21 protein-coding genes are annotated in these 20,958 nt (G+C 44.3%); 15 read left to right on the forward strand and 6 right to left on the reverse strand.

All coding sequences use genetic code 11. From position 1 onward, the window contains the following. The first annotated feature begins 101 nt into the window (after positions 1 to 101). Positions 102 to 2,747 (forward strand): [protein-PII] uridylyltransferase, encoded by a 2,646-nt coding sequence (gene glnD / locus FM019_RS10315; RefSeq protein WP_143835856.1) that lies wholly within the window; start codon positions 102 to 104, stop codon positions 2,745 to 2,747. Then, positions 2,735 to 3,559 carry a 2,3,4,5-tetrahydropyridine-2,6-dicarboxylate N-succinyltransferase gene (gene dapD, locus FM019_RS10320; RefSeq protein WP_143835857.1) on the forward strand — a complete coding sequence of 275 codons (825 nt, stop codon included), beginning with the start codon at positions 2,735 to 2,737 and terminating at the stop codon, positions 3,557 to 3,559. Before glnD ends, dapD begins: the two co-directional genes overlap by 13 nt. A 46-nt stretch (positions 3,560 to 3,605) precedes the next feature. On the opposite strand, the gene FM019_RS10325 is transcribed toward dapD, so the two are convergent. The 4 genes from FM019_RS10325 to FM019_RS10340 form a co-directional block, all read right to left on the reverse strand. After that, on the reverse strand, positions 3,606 to 4,967 hold the full coding sequence (locus FM019_RS10325; RefSeq protein WP_185969254.1) for an amidohydrolase family protein: 1,362 nt from the start codon (positions 4,965 to 4,967) through the stop codon (positions 3,606 to 3,608). A 70-nt stretch (positions 4,968 to 5,037) separates the two neighbouring features. Beyond that, positions 5,038 to 5,487, reverse strand: a complete 450-nt coding sequence (locus FM019_RS10330; RefSeq protein WP_143835859.1) for a flavodoxin domain-containing protein — start codon at positions 5,485 to 5,487, stop codon at positions 5,038 to 5,040. After that, on the reverse strand, positions 5,487 to 6,245 hold the full coding sequence (truC, locus tag FM019_RS10335; protein ID WP_143835860.1) for a tRNA pseudouridine(65) synthase TruC: 759 nt from the start codon (positions 6,243 to 6,245) through the stop codon (positions 5,487 to 5,489). The genes FM019_RS10330 and truC overlap by 1 nt, the downstream gene beginning before the upstream one ends. Further along, complete coding sequence (locus FM019_RS10340) at positions 6,242 to 6,580, reverse strand: YqcC family protein (RefSeq protein WP_185969255.1); 339 nt, start codon at positions 6,578 to 6,580, stop codon at positions 6,242 to 6,244. Before FM019_RS10340 ends, truC begins: the two co-directional genes overlap by 4 nt. 104 nt (positions 6,581 to 6,684) lie before the next feature. Here FM019_RS10340 and FM019_RS10345 point away from each other — a divergent pair, with 104 nt between their 5' ends. Together FM019_RS10345 and FM019_RS10350 are read left to right on the forward strand one after the other, a co-directional pair. Continuing rightward, entirely contained in the window at positions 6,685 to 7,725 is a 1,041-nt protein-coding gene (locus tag FM019_RS10345) for a DUF3549 family protein (protein WP_143835862.1), read from the forward strand. 2 nt (positions 7,726 to 7,727) lie between these two features. Further along, positions 7,728 to 8,039: a DUF3301 domain-containing protein gene (locus FM019_RS10350; RefSeq protein WP_143835863.1), complete on the forward strand. Its 312-nt coding sequence runs from the start codon at positions 7,728 to 7,730 to the stop codon at positions 8,037 to 8,039. Between the two features lie 6 nt (positions 8,040 to 8,045). Here the strand turns inward: FM019_RS10350 and FM019_RS10355 are convergent, their stop codons facing one another. Next, a complete protein-coding gene (locus FM019_RS10355) occupies positions 8,046 to 9,131 on the reverse strand; it encodes a DNA alkylation repair protein (protein WP_260681599.1) in 1,086 nt (361 codons plus the stop codon). A 74-nt stretch (positions 9,132 to 9,205) separates the two neighbouring features. After that, positions 9,206 to 10,117 carry a LysR family transcriptional regulator gene (locus FM019_RS10360; RefSeq protein ID WP_143835865.1) on the reverse strand — a complete coding sequence of 304 codons (912 nt, stop codon included), beginning with the start codon at positions 10,115 to 10,117 and terminating at the stop codon, positions 9,206 to 9,208. A gap of 104 nt (positions 10,118 to 10,221) precedes the next feature. Between FM019_RS10360 and FM019_RS10365 the strand changes: the two genes are divergently transcribed. The 11 genes from FM019_RS10365 (at position 10,222) to FM019_RS10415 (ending at position 20,655) form a co-directional block, all read left to right on the forward strand. Then, entirely contained in the window at positions 10,222 to 11,451 is a 1,230-nt protein-coding gene (locus FM019_RS10365) for an acyl-CoA dehydrogenase family protein (protein ID WP_143835866.1), read from the forward strand. A 21-nt stretch (positions 11,452 to 11,472) separates the two neighbouring features. Continuing rightward, positions 11,473 to 12,258, forward strand: coding sequence for an SDR family oxidoreductase (locus FM019_RS10370; protein ID WP_143835867.1), 786 nt, complete (start codon positions 11,473 to 11,475; stop codon positions 12,256 to 12,258). Positions 12,259 to 12,277: 19 nt separating this feature from the next. After that, positions 12,278 to 13,384 (forward strand): phosphotransferase family protein, encoded by a 1,107-nt coding sequence (locus FM019_RS10375; RefSeq protein ID WP_143835868.1) that lies wholly within the window; start codon positions 12,278 to 12,280, stop codon positions 13,382 to 13,384. Then, entirely contained in the window at positions 13,381 to 14,082 is a 702-nt protein-coding gene (locus tag FM019_RS10380) for a histidine phosphatase family protein (RefSeq protein WP_143835869.1), read from the forward strand. Before FM019_RS10375 ends, FM019_RS10380 begins: the two co-directional genes overlap by 4 nt. A 22-nt stretch (positions 14,083 to 14,104) precedes the next feature. Then, positions 14,105 to 14,854, forward strand: a complete 750-nt coding sequence (locus tag FM019_RS10385; RefSeq protein WP_143835870.1) for an SDR family oxidoreductase — start codon at positions 14,105 to 14,107, stop codon at positions 14,852 to 14,854. A gap of 29 nt (positions 14,855 to 14,883) precedes the next feature. After that, entirely contained in the window at positions 14,884 to 15,744 is an 861-nt protein-coding gene (locus tag FM019_RS10390) for a bile acid:sodium symporter family protein (RefSeq protein WP_143835871.1), read from the forward strand. A gap of 9 nt (positions 15,745 to 15,753) precedes the next feature. Then, positions 15,754 to 16,668 carry a pirin family protein gene (locus FM019_RS10395; protein WP_143835872.1) on the forward strand — a complete coding sequence of 305 codons (915 nt, stop codon included), beginning with the start codon at positions 15,754 to 15,756 and terminating at the stop codon, positions 16,666 to 16,668. A 182-nt stretch (positions 16,669 to 16,850) separates the two neighbouring features. Then, positions 16,851 to 18,017, forward strand: a complete 1,167-nt coding sequence (locus tag FM019_RS10400) for a benzoate/H(+) symporter BenE family transporter (RefSeq protein ID WP_143835873.1) — start codon at positions 16,851 to 16,853, stop codon at positions 18,015 to 18,017. Between the two features lies 1 nt (position 18,018). Then, positions 18,019 to 18,666: a GntR family transcriptional regulator gene (locus tag FM019_RS10405; protein ID WP_143835874.1), complete on the forward strand. Its 648-nt coding sequence runs from the start codon at positions 18,019 to 18,021 to the stop codon at positions 18,664 to 18,666. 158 nt (positions 18,667 to 18,824) lie between these two features. After that, complete coding sequence (locus FM019_RS10410; protein ID WP_143835875.1) at positions 18,825 to 20,069, forward strand: GGDEF domain-containing protein; 1,245 nt, start codon at positions 18,825 to 18,827, stop codon at positions 20,067 to 20,069. Position 20,070: 1 nt separating this feature from the next. Continuing rightward, positions 20,071 to 20,655 carry a hypothetical protein gene (locus FM019_RS10415; RefSeq protein WP_143835876.1) on the forward strand — a complete coding sequence of 195 codons (585 nt, stop codon included), beginning with the start codon at positions 20,071 to 20,073 and terminating at the stop codon, positions 20,653 to 20,655. The last annotated feature ends 303 nt before the right edge of the window (positions 20,656 to 20,958 follow it).

Below are 20,958 nucleotides of genomic sequence, written 5' to 3' on the forward strand. Positions count from 1 at the left end.
AACCTTGCGCTTGTTAGACACTTCGACATCATTTTTCTTTGGATGAGAGCATAATAGCACTTCGTCCAATCAACAATTCGCGTGCAGCCTGAGGTATTCTTTTGTCGTTGACAGATCTAATTAACAAAGTTGAAGCCATAGACGATATCAACAATCTTCCCGCATTCAAGCAATGTGTTGCCGACAGCTATACCTGGTTGGAAGAAAATTTTGACCAAGTCGCCGTTGACCAGCTTGTGCACGAGCGTGCCTCTTTTGTTGATGCCTTGCTTCGTCATGCATGGGTGTTAATTGGTTTAGATAACATAAAAGGGCTAACCTTAATCGCTGTTGGGGGCTATGGTCGAGGACAGTTGCAACCCCATTCAGATGTCGATTTACTCATTCTAAGTCCCAAAGCTATCAATAAGTCTGCACAGGACAAAGTCAGTCAATTCATTACCTTATTATGGGACATGAAGTTAGATATCGGCCAATCGGTGCGAACGGTAAAAGAAACCTTCAAACTGGCAAGCACTGATATCACCATCGCTACAAATCTCGTCGAGTCTAGGCTGTTGACCGGTGATCTAGATACCTTTGAATCCTTGCAGAAAAAACTGCTGGGCAAAGGCTATTGGAGCAGTAAAGATTTTTTCACTGCTAAATATCAAGAACAGAAAGATCGCCACAGCAAATTCAACGATACGTCTTACAACCTTGAACCAAACGTAAAAGAAAACCCAGGATGCCTGCGTGACATTCAATCTATAGGTTGGGTAGCTAAGCAGCATTTCAATGTTTGGAATGGCCGAGAATTAGTTGAGCATGGCTATTTTACTGAGAGTGAATGGGCGGAATTGATTGAGTGTCGATCACACTTATGGCGAATTCGCTTTGCCTTGCACATGGTATCTGGTCGCAGCGAAAACCGCTTATTATTTGACTACCAGGCCGATGTGGCGGAAAAACTCGGATACGGTAACGGCAAACCTGCTGTGGAAAAAATGATGAAAGCATTTTTTCGCATTGTCCGTCGCGTTAGTGAACTTAATGAAATGCTTCTGCAATATTTCAAACAAGATATTTTGGACGTTAAGGTTAAACATGTCTGCATAGTCGACCAAGATTTTGAGCTGGCCGACGGCTTAATCGCCACGCGACAAGACAAGGTGTTTGAATCGCCAGAGCACATTTTGAGGTTTTTGCTGCTTGTCGCCAATACACCGGAATGCACAGGCCTGCATTCTAGTTGTTTAAGACAATTACGCAACGCTCGCCGAGCATTCAGTCAACAATACTTTTGTGAACGGAAAGAATGTCGCAAGTTATTTATGCAATTGATGAGGCATCCTGACTTCTTCGGGTTAGCCTGGGACTTGATGTATAAACACGGAATATTGCAGGCGTATTTACCTCAATGGGATCACATCGTCGGCATGATGCAATTTGACTTGTTCCACGCTTACACAGTTGATGAACACACCCATCGTTTGGTTAAAAACGTCTATCGTTACCATTTAGACGACAACAAAGAATTTCCTCGCTGTAAGCGGATTGTCCGAGAAGCCGACAAACCAGAACTACTCTATATTGCTGCGATTTTTCATGATATTGGTAAAGGCCGAAATGGCGATCACTCCGTATTGGGTGCCCAAGATGTGATTGAATTTTGCCAAATGCATGATATTGACGGTGACGATGCTGAACTGATTCGATGGTTAGTCGCCAGTCACTTGTTAATGTCGGTCGTTGCCCAGCGCAGAGATATTTACGATCCAGACATTATTGGTGAATTCGCTGCAGCAGTAAAAAGTCACAATCATCTTAAACATCTTTATGCCCTGACGTTGGCAGATATTCGAGCGACTAATAATAACTTGTGGAATGATTGGAAGGCGTCATTGCTCAGAGAACTTTACCTATTGACACAAAAAGCCCTGGATAACGGATTGCAGTGCGGAGCGACATTGATAGAACGGGTTAACAAGCACCAATTAGAAGCGCGGGATTTGCTCAAAGAGCATGGCCTTAGTGCCAACGACATCGATCAATTTTGGCGCAGATTAAACAACGATTATTTTGCACGATTCAGCCCAGCACAACTAGCCTGGCATACACAAGAAGTGGCAAAAGCTAACATTGCCGACAACCATACATTGACGGTAGCCCTAAACGATTCAACCACTAAAGCAGGTACTGAATTGTTGGTATACGGAAAGAATCGTCCGGCTTTATTTGCACAAATTGCTTCGGTGCTAGACAGCCGCAACTGTAGTATTCATGACGCTCAGATCACTATCACCAGCGATGATTATGTTTTCGATAGCTTTATTTTGTTGGAACAAGATGGATCACGCATTAGTTCGCCGAGCCGAATGAAGAGCCTCAAAACAGCCATTGAAACGCAATTAGCGAAACCCGGAAAAGAACACAGTAATAAGCGTAAGATGTCTCGTCGTATGAAACAATTGGACGTCAAAACCAAAGTGCGCTTCTACCAAAGCAGTTCAGATGTCACCATGATGGAATTGGAAGCATTGGACGCCCCTGGGCTTTTGGCAAAAGTTGGTCATCTATTCGTGGACCTTAACCTGACTCTGCATATGGCAAAAATCACCACTATTGGTGAGCGCGCAGAAGATTTATTTATTATCGCCAATCAAGATGAAAAAGCGGTAACAACCGAACAACAAGTACAACTTAAAAAACGATTATCTCAATTATTAGATCAACCTCAGAATAACGGTGAAACATGTCCGACCTAAAAAACAAAATTGAATCCGCGTTTGAACAACGCGCCTCTATCACAGCTGCTAACGTCGATGCTGAAACAAAGAACGCAGTATTAGACGCTATTGCAATGTTAAACTCTGGCGAAGCTAGAGTTGCTGAAAAGATTGCTGGGGAGTGGGTCGTTCATCAATGGCTGAAAAAAGCCGTGTTGTTGTATTTTCGTATCAACGACAACGACGTAATGGAAGGAGCAGAAAGTCGCTTCTATGACAAAGTGCCTTTAAAATACGCAGACTATACTAAAGCCAAGTTTGCTGAAGAAGGTGTTCGTGTTGTGCCACCTGCGGCAGTACGAACCGGCTCTTTTGTAGGTAAAAACGTTGTATTAATGCCCTCTTACGTCAATATCGGGGCTTTTGTTGACGAAGGCACCATGGTCGATACCTGGGCGACGGTTGGCTCTTGTGCACAAATCGGTAAAAATGTTCATCTTTCTGGTGGTGTAGGCATAGGGGGGGTCCTTGAACCACTCCAAGCCAACCCGACGATTATTGAAGATAACTGTTTCATCGGCGCACGCTCAGAAATCGTCGAGGGCGTTGTAGTAGAGGAAGGCGCGGTAATTTCGATGGGCGTATATATCGGCCAAAGCACGCGCATTTATGACCGGGAGACAGGTGAAATCCATTATGGTCGAGTCCCAGCAGGCTCAGTTGTAGTTTCGGGTAGCTTGCCAAGTAAGGATGGTAAATACAGTTTGTATGCTGCCGTTATCGTGAAAAAAGTGGATGCGCAGACACGCTCAAAAGTGGGAATTAACGCACTACTGAGAGCCGCTGAATAATATCCAATCCAATACTGGGGTAATCAAATTTGATTGCCCCTTCTAACTATTTTTCTACTAACTCTCCGTCAGACACCCAGATTTTGCCGTCTTTTATCACCATATCGACGTATTTCAACATATTGATATCGAATAGTGGATCACCGTCAACAATCAAAACATCAGCCAATTTACCGGGCTCGAGAGTGCCTAACATTCTACCCTGCCCTAAAATCTCTGCGTTCGTTTTGGTCGCTGCTGTAATGACCCTTGATGGTGACATCCCACTATCCACCAGTGCAGACATTTCTCGCCAAATCGCATCATTGTGAAAATTCAATGGGCTCGCAGCATCAGTGCCAACCCCAATGTACGCATTGGCTTGAATAAACTGTTTTGCATTGATCTGAGCGTGACGAATTTCATCAGGCGTATCATGAAAATAGGACAACCTATGAAATTGTTTAAAACTTCGTTGTAACTCCTGATAAAGATCCTCTGGCATGTCTCCTTGCATTTGAGGCGTATCTAATCGACCAGGGTTGTTTAAGGTAGCAGGGTACACCCAGATCCTATGCGCAATCGTTTGAATAACCGGAGTGCGAGACTCAGCAATGCGTCTGATAAGTTCATCAGGGTAAGGCGGCATTTTTGCACTACCTACATGTTGCAATACGTCCACCCCGGCATTAAGTGCTTTTTCGATTGCGTCGACTTTATACAGGTGAGCATGGACTTTTACGCCGCGCTCATGGGCGACTTTCACCACGGCTTGATAATCTTGCAAGGTAAGACCCAGCCAAAGTTTGATCACATCTACCCCTTGGTCGATTAGGTACTTTGCCTGTTTCGCTGCTTGTTTGGGGGAATTCACTACCAGCTGATATTCATCTGGCACACCATCCAATTTAATGCGGGTGATCCAGGGGCCGGACACAGTCAACCGCGGACCTGGGATTTGCCCAGCTTCGATGCGCGCCTTGGTATCAAGAATAGAAAGTGGACTGCCCAAATCCACCGCAGAAGTTACGCCCGCCCGCAACATTTGTTTCGCCGCGATGGGCATTATCTCATCCAGCCGTTTGGTACCGCCAATAAAGCGATAATACTGGTCGTAATCACCGTGACCAATCAAATCCAGATGCATGTGCAAATCGATTAACCCAGGTAAAACCGTTTTACCCCGGGCATCAATGATCTGCGCATCTTTGGGGATCGAAACCTCATGTTTCGACCCTGCGGCAGTGATTTTATTACCTTGGATCAGCACCACCGAGTGATGAATGGCGGGTGTTTCATAGCCATCTAAAAGCATTCCGCCAACAATCGCAATCGTTTTGGGTTGATTGTCTCCACCTGCTACAGCAGCAGTAAAAATCAGCACAACAAAGATTAGGCAGCTTTTAAACTGCCAACTAAAAGGATTCATCATCGCCTCCTTAGAAGCTGTGCTTTGTGATTATCAATGTGCTCAAGCGTATTCGTATACCCAGTGAATATTAAGCGACAAGTTGCGGCAGCAATGTCTCAACCCAGGGCACAACGTCACCTTCTGGCTCTAAAGTTTCCATCGCATCAACGATAAGCAGATCCGCTGCCGGTTTGCCTTGTAATTCTAGCAAAACCTCAAAAATCTGTTTTCCAGCGCCACAAAATGTATCACCGTAACTACTGTCACCCAACCCAGCCACAGCAAAAGGTTTTTGCGCCATTAACGGCATCTTGTCGCGAAGATCCATCACAAAGAATTCTATGTTTTGTGGTAAATCTCCCTGTCCTGTGGTTGAGCTAACAAATAAAACGGATTTGCTTGAGGTGAAGTCTTCAATAGTGGGGTCGGTGAACACTTCTACACTGTGACCTTTACCTGCGATCATATCTTCAACCTGCTCAGCTACGTGCTGGGCGTTGCCATACACTGAACCGACAAAAATACCTACATCTGCCATTAACGGGTTTCCTCTTGATGAATTGATTGGTGTAACTGTGAAGGGGTCATTCCCCAGGAATAAAGTAAATCTGCCATTCTTTTGTCGAAATGGCTACGTAAAATCAGTGGATTTTTTTCTACCGGATGCATTAACGCCATTTCAAAGCAGGTCAACGCCATGCCTTCAAAGTTATACTGCAGACGCACAAATTGATTTTGTTTTCCATCACCATGAGTGGTATCTCCCACGATTGGGTGGCGAATATGCGCCATATGGCGTCTAAGTTGATGCTTTCTCCCCGTTTTAGGCATTAGCTTAATAAGGCTATATCGAGCAGATTGATAACGACCGACCGGAAAAGGTAGCTCAAACGATTGTAGAGTTTGAAAATCAGTCAGTGCATCTTGCGGCGCTTTGTCTTGGCGCGCTTTTTTATCGGCGATTTTGTCGAGTTTTTCTTTTAACGCATAATCGATTTGCCCTTGCTCGGGACTATAACCTCGAACAATTGCGTAATAGGTTTTAGATACGTGTTTAAGGGTGAGCTGTTCTGTCAACATTCGTGCTACATCGGATGACAAGGCAAACAACAAGACACCTGAAGTGGGACGATCCAATCTATGCACAGGAAACACGTGCTGATTAATCTGATCACGCAGCATTTGCATGGCGAAGACGGTTTCGCGTTTATCGATTAAACTTCTGTGCACCAACAATCCAGCAGGTTTATGAATAGCGACAACATGTTCATCCTGATATATCACCTCTAACATCATTTATTCTCCACGCCCGATGCAAACTGCGCGTCAATATCGGCAATTATCTGAAGAACTCCGTTATGTGTTTTAGAACAAAATTGCCCCTCAGCTGCGGGTAACAAACACAAAGCATTGGGCATTGGCGCGTCAGACTCAATAATGATGGTCATTTTTGGGATAAAAACAAATTGCAACCACTGCTCAAATGTCATCACATTGCAGGCAAAAGGCACACCTTGTGTCATAGCCTGATGCAGGGTGGAATCACAAATAGGCGTTAACGACCATAAGCCACAGGCCTTCATGTGTTCAGCTAAATGATTGAGTAACGATAATAAAACGTGCTTGTACATTAAATATGGGACTTTTATGTTTGCTTTCTTTTGATTTAGTGGTGCAAACAGTATAATCCTGCCTGCCTTTAAAACGACTAACGATATCATAACGTAAAGCCCCTATGAGCAGCAGCCAAATCTCAACAATCAGTGAGTTTTTATTACACGCCGGTACCGATTATCGTGTTTTTGACATGGGTCGAGGAATTAGAGCGCTAGAAACACAAGCCTTCCTAGATTTGGAGAGTGGAAAACACGCTGCACCTTATCCGCGTAATCAGCATGCATGGTTTGGGATCGTTTTTTGGGACAAAACCCGTTCCACGCAACAATACATTTGGTTCGTTAAGTTACCCTTGGACGAACAAGGTTTAATCGTAGGTGCTTCGCGCAATCACTTTTTGCAGATTATCGTTGATGCCCTAGGTAGCCAGCTTGAAAATACCGAAGCCAAAAACGGGCAATTACCAGAAAATCTCTACACGTTCATTCCTAATCAGCACCAACTAGCGGATTTTAATAGCATTAGTCGAGCAACCCTTAATCTCGGACATTCACAATTTCACACTGCAGCCTGGGCATATTTACAAGCTCCTCTTGTGCTCGATTGGCAAGGGGTTGCGTTGCAAGGAATCGCCGATGTGGTGTCTCAGATGCAAGAGCCTGACGTAAAACAGGTCATTGCACAGCACCTGACTCGATACCCTACTCAGGTTGTTTTTTCTTTGTTGGTGAGTTTAGAGAATCAAACTACTGACCAAAAAGTTTTTGAAGCCATTCATAGTTGGATTCTTGACCACAAGCAAGATCCCATCGCGTGGCAACATGGTTTAAGGGCATTAAGTCGTAACGAATTTAGAACTGGTGTTAAGCAACTTTTGGAAAACGTGCTGGCTAGCGAAGTCGCCAACGACCCAAATACTCTTTTAGTGATAAGTGGCAGGCTTTGGCAGCATTTGTCAGAGCCTGGTCTGCTGCAAAGCTTTATGCAAAAAACCGCCGACGTCGACCCAAGCTATGCCTTATTTCAGGGTGTATTTCGTGATTTGGTGCAAGTGCCTGATCTTAGAAACGCCATGCTAATGCTATTGAGATTGCCTGAAAAACCCCCAGTATTAGCGCAGGCCATTGGTAGCCTGTTTCAAAACCCTAAAGGCAGTTAAGCATGCAGTTCAATTTAGCAGATATCCTATTGCTGGCAGTTATCATTGCCATCGGAATTCAATTCTGGCGCATTAGAGCAATCTCAGAACAGGCCAAGCGCTATCTCGAACGCTACTGTGATTCTCAAGGATTGCAATTGATTAGCGTAGCCCGAAGTAAAACACGCTTAACCTTCCACAAAGCAAAGCTAGATTGGCGCACAGAATTTAACTTTGAATTCTCCAGCACTGGCGAAGAACGCTATTTGGGTAAATTGTGCATGCGTGGTTTGACGGTAGTCGACACCGAGATGCCCGCCTATCGCATAAACTGAACCTGTTTAGCCTTTCATGACAAGCTCAAATTGTTGTTTGTGCAGAATTTGTCCATTGATGATGACCTCCACAAAGTGTGTCCCTGGATAATAGACTCGGGTGGTTATTGGCTTAATTCCATGGTTCTTTTGTAAAACAAGCGATTTGCCAGCGGCCACTTCGATATTTTTCCACTTAAAGACCTTTGCAGTGCGGGTACCATTCGCTTTGAGATGATGGATCGCATAGTCAATCATCAAACGTTGAGGGCGCTCGGTGCCATTGGTTAATGACAAGGTGAAAGTCAACACATCGCCAAAATGCAACTGGGTTTTGTTCAGGTCCAATTTGATTGAATTTAAAACCGCAGGGTGAAAACCGAAACTCTTCAATACCCGTGGATGACCTTGTTTAAGTAATGTTCGGCATCCGTGCTTAACAAGCCTTTGTCGATTTTTATCCGCTTTCAGCAGCCAATCTGCCGCAATAGTTGCAACCAAATCAGGATGGTCCTTTGCGATATCGTTGAGATTGTTAGCGACAGATCGTCGAACATATTCGTCAGGATCATCTTTGAGTTTTTCTAACAGAGCAATGATTGGACTGGGATCAGCAACAAACTTTTTTAGTTGCATGCCCCAGGGTAAGCGCGGACGCGTACCTTCTGATACCAACCTTCTAACATGCACATTGTTATGCGCACACCAATCGTGTAATACCGGCAACACATTCTCGGCATATTCATCCAGAAATGGGCGGATGGCAAACTCTGCCGAAAAGCGCATGGTAAGTTGTTGTAAAAGTGAAAGCGACCGTTCTAAATGTGTTTGGCCTCGCAAAGCGACATAGTCCGCCATCGGCATAATCGCCCACCCCCTTAGCCCAGTATTCAGCTCGTCCGTTGGATGTTTTTCTTCAATACTTGGTGGTGCCAATGAGCCTTCAATAAATTGCGTAGCAGCTAAAAAATCTTCAGGTAAATACGCACACATTGCTTCAACAATTTGATTTGAGCGGGCTTTAAGCTCTAAAGAATTAAAATCTTTTGTGGCGTGCTGACAAAAACCCTGCTGATCAAACTTGTTATCCTGCTTGGCAAAATGGACTGCCATGTTGTTCACAAGTTTTATATTAAATACGTTCTTAAACGGCTCCATTTAATCCTCTCAAAAAAAGTAAGTGCACACTAACTTTTTATCATAATTTTAGCTATCAGATCTCTAAACCACAGCAATGCGTGGTCATGCTGGGTGTTTTGATGCCAATAAAGATGGGTCTCAATGTTGGGCATCTTAAATGGCAGTGCCAAAACACTCAGATGCTCGTCACAGAGTCTATGGGCAAGCGCAGTGGGTAAGGTTAACAGCATGGGCACATCCGTTAACATATCTCTAGCGGCATAATAATTTTGACAACGGATCGCTACGTTGCGAGAAAGCCCTTGCCCTTGCAGAATAAGATCTTCTACAGCAGCGCCAGTTGGCCGATGAGAAACGCTAATATGCCGTTTAGAAAAATACTCTTTTTGGGTTAATGCTTTTTCTTTTAACAATGACTTATCTACCAATATACTGAAGCTATCGTCCAGCATGCGCTGGTGCAAAATGGGTGATTTCATCGGCATAGCCACATCAAAAACCATATCCACCTGACCTGCCGTTAGCATCCTACCAAGCTGATTGCGCTCAACTTTAATACTCGCTAATGTGGTGCCTGGAGCGATCTCAGACATTTTCCGTATGATTTTTGGCAGTATAGCGGGCTCTAACGCATCGTGAATGCCAATACGAAAATGGTGTTGGCTAGTGCCGGGGTCGAAGTCCCCCCATTGTTGAAGCATTTGTCGAAGTCGCGACAAATTATCAATGATCAAAGGTGCCATTCGCTGGCAAGCTGGTGTCGGCAACATTTGATTTTTACTGCGTACAAATAAAGGATCTTGCAGGCACTCCCGCAATCTTTTTATCGCATGGCTAACAGCTGAGGGCGTAATATGCATTTGCTCGGCCGTTCGCGTCATATTCTGCTCTTGGTAAAGACTTTCAAATACTTTGAGCAAATTGAGATCAAGTTGTTGGATTTCTCGTTGATGTTTCATGACAAAAGCAATGAATTTAGTTCATAGTTACTTGATACTATATTTCATTTCATTCAAATACAAACTTCCGCTATGCTGGTTGCAAATTGACATTGGAGAAGACCATGGATTTTCAACCTAGCAGCAAAGGCCAAGAGTATCTAGCGCAACTAAAAGCGTTCATGAATGAACATGTGTACCCGATAGAAAATCAAATCTATTCTGAGTTGGAAGAACTTAACCCAACGGGGGATTGGAAGAATTGGAAAGTCCATCCCAAGATCGATGAACTCAAAGCGTTGGCAAAACAGCAAGGTTTGTGGAATTTGTTTTTACCTGACGATGAGTTGGGTAAAGGACTCAGTTGCATTGAATACGCGCCACTGGCGGAAGAAATGGGGCGCGTGCCTTTTACGCCGGAAATCTTTAACTGTAATGCGCCAGATACAGGCAATATGGAAGTGCTTTATCATTTCGGCTCACAGCAGCAAAAACAGACTTGGTTAACCCCTCTGCTAGCTGGCAAGATTCGCTCGGTATTTGGTATGACCGAACCCGATGTGGCTTCCTCTGATGCCACAAACATGGCTGCCACCATTGAACTGGACGGCGATGAGGTGGTGATAAACGGTAAAAAATGGTGGAGCACAGGACTAGGACACCCTAATGCCAAGGTGACCATTTTTATGGGCTTATCAAACCCAGAAAATGACCGCCACGCGCAACACAGCATGGTGATCGTTCCGTTGGACACCCCAGGTATTGAAATCAAAAGAATGCTGACGGCCTATGGCGATTATGATGCCCCCTTCGGCCATGGTGAAATGCATTTTACCAACGTTCGCGTTCCCAAAGAAAACATCATTATGGGACTTGGAAAAGGCTTCGCCATTGCCCAGGGGCGCTTAGGTCCTGGTCGCATTCATCATTGTATGCGTGCAATCGGTATGGCCGAAAAAGCGCTGGAGCTGGCGATCAAACGTGGAGCATCGCGCACAGCGTTTGGCAAGCCTTTGATCAAGCTGGGAGGCAATGGAGAACGCATTGCCGACGCTAGAATGGCGATTGATCAAGCCCGCCTTCTAACCTTGAATGCTGCATGGAAAATCGATGCCGTTGGCGTAAAAAATGCCATGACAGAAATTTCAGCAATCAAAGTTGTGGTGCCGCGTATGTTACAAAGTGTTGTCGATATGGCTATCCAGATGCATGGTGGAGCGGGCATGTGCAATGACTTCCCATTAGCTCGATTTGCTGCGGGAGCTCGGGCATTGAGATTGGCCGATGGCCCAGATGAAGTGCATCAAGGTATGGTGACACGTTTAGAGTTGGCCAAATATAAACCTAAGAACTAACCCTAAAGAGCACAGCCATACATGAAACATGTTTTAATCACCGGCGCAGGTTCCGGATTAGGTAAAGCCATAGCCCAGCAATATGTTGGGATGGATGTCTCGTTGTGTATTGCCGATGTCAATGCAGACGCCGCACAACAAAGCGCTCAAGCGCTAGTCAGTCTGGGCCAGGATGCTTGGAGCATCGCCTGCGATATTACTAGTGAAAAAGATATTGAAGCCTTGATTGCCGAGGTAACTAATCGCTGGGGAAGTATCGATGTATTGGTCAACAATGCAGGTGTAGCCACCGGCGGGGCCTTGGAATTCGAAGATATCGATCAGTGGCAATGGGTGATGAATATCAATCTGTTAGGTATGGTAAGAATGACCCGTGCCTGCGTTCCCCTGATGCAACCTGGCGCAAAAATCATCAATATTGCCTCGCAGGCGGGCATTACACCTATCCCACTTATGGGGAGTTACAATGCGAGCAAGGCTGCGGTTGTCAGCTTTTCAGAAACCATGCATCTAGAATTGGCACATCAAGGTATACATGTGAGTGTCGCCTGCCCGTCATTTTTCCCGACAAACCTGGATAAATCGTTACGCAGTAAACAGCCGGGAATCGGCTCGCTAGTAAGCAAAATGCTTAGCAAGTCAGACATGGATGCAAACCAGGTTGCCAAAGCAATTATTCAGCAGGCAAATGCAGGCAGATTCATGATATTGACTCACAAGGATGGCAAAACCGCTTATACTCTGAAACGATTTTTACCGACAAAAACCTATCTGAATATGATTAAACAAAAAACCAAAAAAAATTGATGAATATAAGAGGTCATCAATGAACCAAGCGGACAATCTTGACGCCCAAAGCAACACAAAAAATACTGCCATAGATACAGCCGGAAACGTAAGACGTGGCGAAGAGCTTGATTTGCAAAAGCTCAATCCATGGTTAGTTGAGCAGCTTGGTGATGTCTCTGGCATACCTGAGGTAACGCAATATTCTGGCGGCGCATCCAACTGGACTTATTGTCTTGTTTATCCAGAAAAAGAAGTCATTTTGCGCCGCGCACCAAAAGGCACAAAAGCTAAAGGTGCCCATGATATGGGCCGTGAATACCGTCTGCAAAAAGCCCTGAAGCCTGTTTATCCTTATGTTCCAGAGATGCTTGCCCACAGTGATGATGATTCACTGATTGGTAGCGAATTTTATGTGATGGAAAAATTTACCGGCCTGATCCCTCGTAAAAATCTACCAAGAGGTGTTTCGCTGGATAAAGCGCAAACACGAGAATTATGCTTGAAGGCTCTAGACAGTCTGATTGAGTTGCACCAAGTCGATTACAAAGCGGCAAACCTCGAACATTTAGGCAAGGGGGTGGGTTACACTCAACGTCAGATCGAAGGTTGGACTGCCCGTTACTCCAAGGCTAAAACCTGGAATGTGCCCAAAGCCAAATACGTGATGAATTGGCTCAGAAACAATATTCCAGCCAATGAGCATATTTGCATTACACACAATGACTTTCGTTTTGACAACCTGGTGTTAGATGCCGAGCAACCCACCAACATTCTCGGTGTGCTAGATTGGGAACTTGCTACCTTGGGGGATCCACTAATGGACTTAGGCAACAGTTTAGCCTATTGGGTAGAAGCAGGTGATGACCGTATCGCCAAAGGAACACGAAGACAACCCACTCACCTTGACGGAATGTTAACTCGCCAAGAGGTGATCGATTATTATCTTCAAAAAACCGGTTTTAAGGTAGATGATTTTACATTTTATGAAGTCTATGGCCTGTTCCGTTTAGCCGCAATCGCTCAGCAGATCTATTACCGATATCATCATAAGCAAACCGATAATCCGGCCTTCAAGAATATCTGGTTCTTTGTGCATTACTTGCTTTGGCGTTGTAAAAAGGCCATAAAACGAGGCCAGTCATGACCATTATTTACCTTATTAGGCACGGGCAGGCGTCTTTTGGAAAACAAAACTACGATAACCTTTCCGAACATGGCCACCAACAAGCCAGAATTTTAGGTGAGTCATTACAATCTCGAGTGGGTCAGTTTGATAAGCTTGTTTTGGGCAGTATGCTCCGTCATCGGCAAACACTAGAAAATTGTCTCAATGCAATGCAGCATGCATTCGATGAAGACGACCTGCGGATAGAAGCTGGCTGGAACGAGTATGATCACAATGACATTCTTGCTCAGTTAGGCCCTGAGTTTTGTGATGCGCCATCAATCGAGCGCTGGGTGCGCAGTCAAACGCATCCTAAGAAGGCCTTCGAGTCGATGTTCAATCGTGCAATGGACCGTTGGATAGCGGGAGAGCACGATGATGAGTATGTCGAATCCTGGCAGCACTATCAGCAGCGGATCAGACAGGCGCTTAGTAATACAATTGACTATGCGGGTGAGGCAAAGCATGTCGCGGTATTTTCTTCAGGCGGGCCAATATCTGTAGTCAGTCAGGCATTGCTCGGTGTCGACCCAAGCAAAGTCATGCAGGTCAACTGGACGTTGGTGAATTGTGGTATCACCAAGCTTGTCAGTACAGGATCTCGTCTTTTTGTTTCGACGTTAAATGATCACAGTCATTTTGAGGGCAAAGACAAAGCCCTTATAACCTACAAATAAAACAAAATAAGAATCAAATCATATGCTAAGAAAAAATATTCTCATTACAGGTGCCAGCTCCGGCCTTGGTAAAGGTATGGCAATTGAATTTGCCAGGATGGGGCGAAATTTGGCGCTTTGTGCCCGTCGTGTCGAACGATTAGAAGAGTTAAAGGCTGAGCTGCAATCCATCAACCCAGACATCAAAATCTCGGTGATGCCTCTCGATGTGGACAACCACGACCAGGTATTTGAAGTGTTTCAAGCATTTAAACAAGAATTTGGCGAGATTGATCGGATCATAGTCAACGCAGGTATGGGCAAAGGCGCTTCTATCGGTACCGGCTACTTTTATGCTAATAAACAAACTGCTGTCACTAATTTCGTTTCAGCATTGGCCCAGTGTGAAGCAGCGATGGAGATTTTCAGGGAGCAAAATGCCGGGCACTTAGTGACAATATCTTCAATCAGTGCATTTCGTGGCGCGCGCCGCGCTATGACTGTCTATGCCGCGACCAAAGCTGGCTTAAGCAGTATGACTGAGGGATTACGCATTGATGTGCTGGGAACACCCATAAAAGTGTCTACAGTACACCCGGGGTTCATACGCAGTGAAATCAATGAAAAAGTGAAAAAAGTCCCTTTTATTGTCGATACTGAAACAGGCTGCAAAGCGATGGTTAAAGCGATTGAAAAAGAAGGCGGAAATAGCTATGTACCCGTTTGGCCTTGGGCATTTATGCGCTTTATTCTAAAAATAGCTCCGCTTAGCTGGCTCAAGAAAATGAGCTAATTGAAGGTTCACATCAAGGTGTATATGTGATGCAAGATTCATTTTTGACCCAGACAGCGTTGCCGATCATCATTGCACTGATCATGTTTGGCATGGGCCTGAGTTTAGTGGTTGGAGACTTCCTACGGGTCGTCAAAATGCCAAAAGCCATTGCGGCGGGTCTACTAGGGCAAATCATTTTAATGCCAGCCCTAGCCTTTGTGATTGCTATCGGGTTTGAACTGAGCACACCTTTGGCGATTGGCTTAATGATTTTAGCGGCTTGCCCTGGCGGTACTATGTCCAATGTTATCAGTCATATTGCGCGAGCAAACTTAGCGCTTTCGGTGACGATGACCTCTATATCGACGGTAATCTGTGTATTTTCGACGCCATTTATCATTGCATTGGCGATAAGGTATTTCTCTCAATCGGACATTCAAGACTTTTCGATTGGGCACACCACTGTGTCATTGATCATGATTACTTTAATCCCTGTGTCCATTGGTTTGTTTGTTCGACACAAATTCGAAGCAACCGCCCTTTACCTTGAACCCTACTTTAGACGATTCTCCAGCGTCTTTATTGCCTTGATGATAGTGGCAATATCTATCGAAGAACGTAACACTTTAATCTCGTCTTTTTCATCAGTCTTTATGGCGACACTCGGTCTAAACTTATTAGCAATCGGTGTAGGGCTCGCCCTTGGCTGGATAACGAAATTGCCGGCGATTGATGGAGTCACCCTGGGCATTGAAGTGGGTATTCAAAATGCTGCGTTAGCAATTTTGATTGCAGTATCTATCCTAAAACATCCTGACTATGCCATTTCAGCAGGCGTATATGGAGTGACCATGTATATAGGTGCCTTTTTATTGGCTATACTGGCTAAAAAAACCCACAACAGGTAATGCCAAACTATGAGCAACCCATCAGATAAGCTGATTTCCAACGATTGCGAAAAAGCCCCCTGCCCTGCGATTAAACTGCTCATCCACCCAAAAGAGAAGGACATTGGTGATTTCTCTGTTAGACGGCTATTACCCTTTGCAAAACAGCGTATGGTTGGCCCTTGGATTTTCTTCGATCACATGGGTCCTGCTGACTTTTCACCTGGTCAGGGCATTAACGTTCGCCCTCACCCTCATATAAATCTGGCTACCGTTACCTACTTGTTTGAAGGAGAAATCCTACACAGGGACTCTTTAGGGTATAAACAAGCCATTAAACCTGGCGACATTAATTTAATGGTTGCGGGTAAAGGCATTGTGCATTCTGAACGCGAACGTCCGGAGGTCCATCAGCAATCGCACAGATTACATGGGTTACAATTATGGATGGCTTTGCCCGAAGCAGATGAGGAAATTGACCCGGCCTTTTATCACTACCCCGACAAAGATATTCCTCATATTGATTTAAATGGTGTTGCGGTAAAAGTAATGATCGGCAGTGCCTACGGCCTTACATCGCCGGTAAAGACATTTGCCGATACTCTTTACATCGAGGCTCATCTTTCTGATGGACTGCAATTAGATTTACCCAATGCGCAGCAGCGGGCTTTGTACGTAGCACAAGGAAAGATAGAGATAGCGGGTGTGGAAGTGAAGCAATACGAAATGGCAATTTTGAACAATAGTGACACGCACTCGGTTGTTGCCACACAAGATGCCCGAATCGCTCTGATTGGTGGTGAAGAAATGTCTCCTCGCCATATGTATTGGAATTTTGCCTCCTCGTCCTTGGAACGTATTGAGCAAGCCAAACGCGACTGGCAACAAGGTAAATTTCCGAAAGTCCCAGGTGATGACAAGGAATTTATTCCTTTGCCCGAATAAAGCTTTCACACTCTACTACCACTAAAATTTGAACTGAGAACTGGCTATTTGGCAGCACTAAAGTGCGCAGATGCCTTTTAATACCAATCCACACTTTTTTACCATCAATTTAATAATTTTCTTTTCATTTTCATTATTTCAGTCTATAAAATGTATACATTTTTATTTTTGTATACTTTGGAATGGATCAATTTTTAAAAGATACATCCCTGTCAGCAATTTCAGCGGGGTTTATTGCCGTGGTAGTTGGCTTTGCCAGCGCCATGGCCATAGTATTTCAAGCAGCACAAGCCGCCGGGGCTAACACACTTCAAATTGAATCTTGGGTGTGGGCCTTGGGCTTAGGCATGGGCATAAGCACTTTGGCTTTGTCTTTGTGGTACAAGCGACCGCTGATTATCGCTTGGTCTACCCCCGGTGCAGCGTTGCTGGCAACCAGTTTAACCACAACCAATCTTGCGCAAACCACCGGGACTTTTTTATTTGTGGGCGCGCTGATTTTTATTGTCGGTATAACGGGGATTTTTAGCCGAATCGGCCGCAGCATTCCATTACCAATAGCCTCTGCCATGCTCGCCGGAGTGTTAGTGCAATTTGGTCTTGGTCTGTTTACTGCAATCGAGCAGCAAGCGAGTTTGGTGTTGCTACTCATTTCGTCATTTCTCTTATTAAAACGCGTTGTCCCTCGTTATGCAGTGCCATTGGTTCTGGTCATTGGCACGATATTTTGCATTTGGAACGGCACTTTCCAATCACAGGCTTTGTCATTAAACTTAGCCTCACCGGAGTTTGTCATGCCGGAATTTTCGTTATCCTCGATGTTAGGGATTGGTATTCCGTTGTTCATCGTGACCATGACCTCACAAAATTTGCCAGGGGTCGCCATTTTAAAAAGCTGTGGTTATACCCAACAACGTATTTCACCGCTAATTACCACCACTGGGATCACCACGCTGATCTTTGCGCCTTTTGGAGGTTTCACCTATAACCTCGCGGCAATTACCGCAGCGATATGCGCTAGTAAGGAGTCCCACCCGGATCCTGATAAGCGATATATTGCAGGTGTGTCTGTAGGTGTCTTTAACATTATCGCCGGATTGTTTGGAACAGCTGTAGTGGGGCTATTTGCAGCGTTTCCCCAAGCGTTAGTTGCAAGCATCGCCGGACTCGCTTTGTTGTCTACAATTTCAAGCAGTTTCCACAATGCTTTTGAAAAACCTCAATATCGAGAAGCTGCAATGTTAACCTTCTTATTAACCGCCTCAGGTATAAGCTTTTTTGGCATTGCGTCGGCTTTTTGGGGTATTGTATTAGGATTACTTACTGTCATGATTTCAGCTAAAAACTAGTATGCAAAAACAACCTGCACAGCAGTTATATGCAAAAATTAAACTGGATATTCGCAGTAACCAGCTTCCAGTTGGTGAGCCGTTAAAACAAGAAGCCTTGTCAAAACGTTATGGCGTCAGCCGCATTCCTATTCGAGACGTTTTGCAGCGCTTAAAAAATGAAGGCTGGTTAACAGGCAGTGGCAAACGAGGAGTAATGGTTCCTCCTTTCACAGCAGGAGAAGCCGAAGATCTTTACATGATGAGAATGTACCTGGAACCTCTGTTGCTCGGCCACGCCATCCCAAAGTTAAACCAACAAACTCTTGGCAAAGCAGCGGATTTTCTAGCGGTGATTGATCAAAGTAAGGGATTGACGATTGAAGAGTTAGGTGAGCTAAATTGGCAGTTCCATGCCTGTTTATATGAAGCAGCCAATAGGCCCACCTTGTTCAACACTGTCGCCGCCTTACATCAACAATGCGGAAGATATATTGGTTTCCATAGTCAAAAACTCAATTACTTAGAAGCAAGTCAAAAGGAACATTATCAATTACTCGACGCCGTGAAACAAAAACAACTCAATCGCGGCAAAAATATATTAAAAGCACACATATCCGATGCAGGTGAAATACTTGTTGAATACCTTTTACAATCTTTACACTTTTAATTCAGTCTTTTTTACCAAGTATTTGCCCAGCCGCATTGCTGCTTTATCGTTATGTTTAATAAGGAATAATTTGAATTCGGTATAACATATAGCCAACTAGCATGTAAGCAAACCTGATCTAAATCGGTTAAGTGGATGTAAATGCTGGGGCTAAAATAATGTCAACGAATCAATTAAATCAAACTGCTTTACTATCATTGCTGAATCAAATATCAGACGCTACGGCTATGCTCGACCAACAAGGCAATTTAGTGTTTAGCAATGCCGTATTTGATAAGCTTCCCGAACAATTCAAACATTCAATGTTAGAACATTCAAAGCAACGTTTAACCACACTTCCGGGTTTTTTCGATTTTCTAGGTTACAAAATTAAAATGACCCGTGAACATGACTACACCAGTCTCATTGTTGATATGTCATATTCTCATCGCACCTTGTCGGTCTTCACACTAAAACACATGACCGACTTACTTAAAAAGTCAGACGACATTTATTACGCTGCAGCAAAAGCGATACAAGACAGTTTAGGCTGGAAATGGGTCGCGATAACACGATTTAGAGAAAAAGGTCGACTCGAAGTCTTATCCTACCTTGATAACTATTTAAAGGTAGACAATTTCGAATATGACATCGTGGGTACGCCTTGCCAGGCCGTTGTTGATACCAATCGCTTCACTATGTTTGAAGATGTCACTAAAGCATTTCCCAATTATCAGGCACTCCAAGATCTGGGCGTTAAAACCTATGCAGGACTAGTATTTAGAGGACCAAATGGTAAACCTATTGGACACATAATGGCCATGCACGACAGTAGTGACGTCAACTTTGCCCATGCTGAGGAAGTCATCGATATCGCTACTATGGCACTGTCCTCACATTTCCAATTACGCAGCGCTACTGATCAACTTGAAGAGGTGAAAATTTTGGCTGACAAAGATCCCCTCACTGGTATCGCAAATCGCAGTGCATACGAAAAAACTTTGGAAAAAATTAACAGTGCATATAAAAAGCGTGTTTATGATGACTGGAGTATCGCCATCATTGATTTAGACCACTTGAAGCCATTGAATGACTCGTTAGGTCATAAGGCAGGTGACCAATTTATTCGGTTAATGGCAGTTGAATTGAGTCAATTAGGACGTCAAACCGACAGTGCATTTCGCATTGGTGGAGACGAATTTGCGTTGCTGTTCTCACAAAATGCCACGCCTTTTATCGAATCGATTTTGGCGCGGTTCAACAACGCAATTAGCAGGATCAGTAAACTACTAAATTTCCCGGTAGGCGCAAGCATCGGTTTTGCAGCCCTTTCAGAAACCCAAGGTGATACTAACCAATGGGTGCAGTTAGCCGATCACCGTATGTATCAAGACAAACGTAATAAAAAACAAGTGGTGTCCTAACATGAGCAATTACCTTCCAGTTGATTATCAATCTGCACCATTAGAACTGCGAGAGATCTACGATGAAATTTGCTTGACCATGAACGTTGATGAACCTCCTTCTTGGGCAACGTGTTTGGGAGGCGCAACCCATCTAGTTAAAGGCATGTGGGCAATGCTTAAACACTGCGTGGTCGAAAGTCACTTGCCGCCACTATTAAAAGAATTGATATTTTTCGCTGTGGCGTACCACAGAACCGTGCCCTACTGCATGAACATACACGCCAAGAATATTCTTCGCATGACCGAGCACTTAGCATTTTGCGACTTAAAAGATATAGTAGAGAACAAATCCAGAGGCGTGATCCCCAACTCCTATCAGGTAGCTATCAATTTGGCGACCAAGCTGAGTAAAAGTGATTGCTCGCTGCAAAAAGCGGATTTTAAACTATTGGAAAAAGCCGGTTTTGACGATGTGGAATCCATGGAAATAGCGACGCAGGTTTCCGCCGCTTTGTATTTTAATGTACTGACCTTTGCAGCTGATTTACCGATACCCAATTATCTGAAAAATGATCGACAACATTGGCGAGAAAGTGTTCGCTAGCGGGACTTTACTTTTTTGCTAAATCATATCGCTTAGAGAGATTTCCGTATGCGTCTTTATTTCGACCGACAGGTGTCTTTTAGCGAATTGTACATCGTTAAGAAGCAAACTTTCACCTCCTATTCGCTTTTGCCAAATATTACAGAAATTACCTAAGCAATTGCTATTGTTGAATAAAATTATTCATTGCATGTTAGTCTACGGCGCTTTTTAGTTTGTGAGCACCGCGCATTCGCCGCAGTGCACTCCTAATAATCTGAAAATCCTTGCGCCGCAGCAATCAACAATGGAGTGAAATATTTT

It is taken from the genome of Aliiglaciecola sp. M165, assembly GCF_007197995.1.
In the GTDB taxonomy this organism is placed as follows: Bacteria; Pseudomonadota; Gammaproteobacteria; order Enterobacterales; family Alteromonadaceae; genus Aliiglaciecola.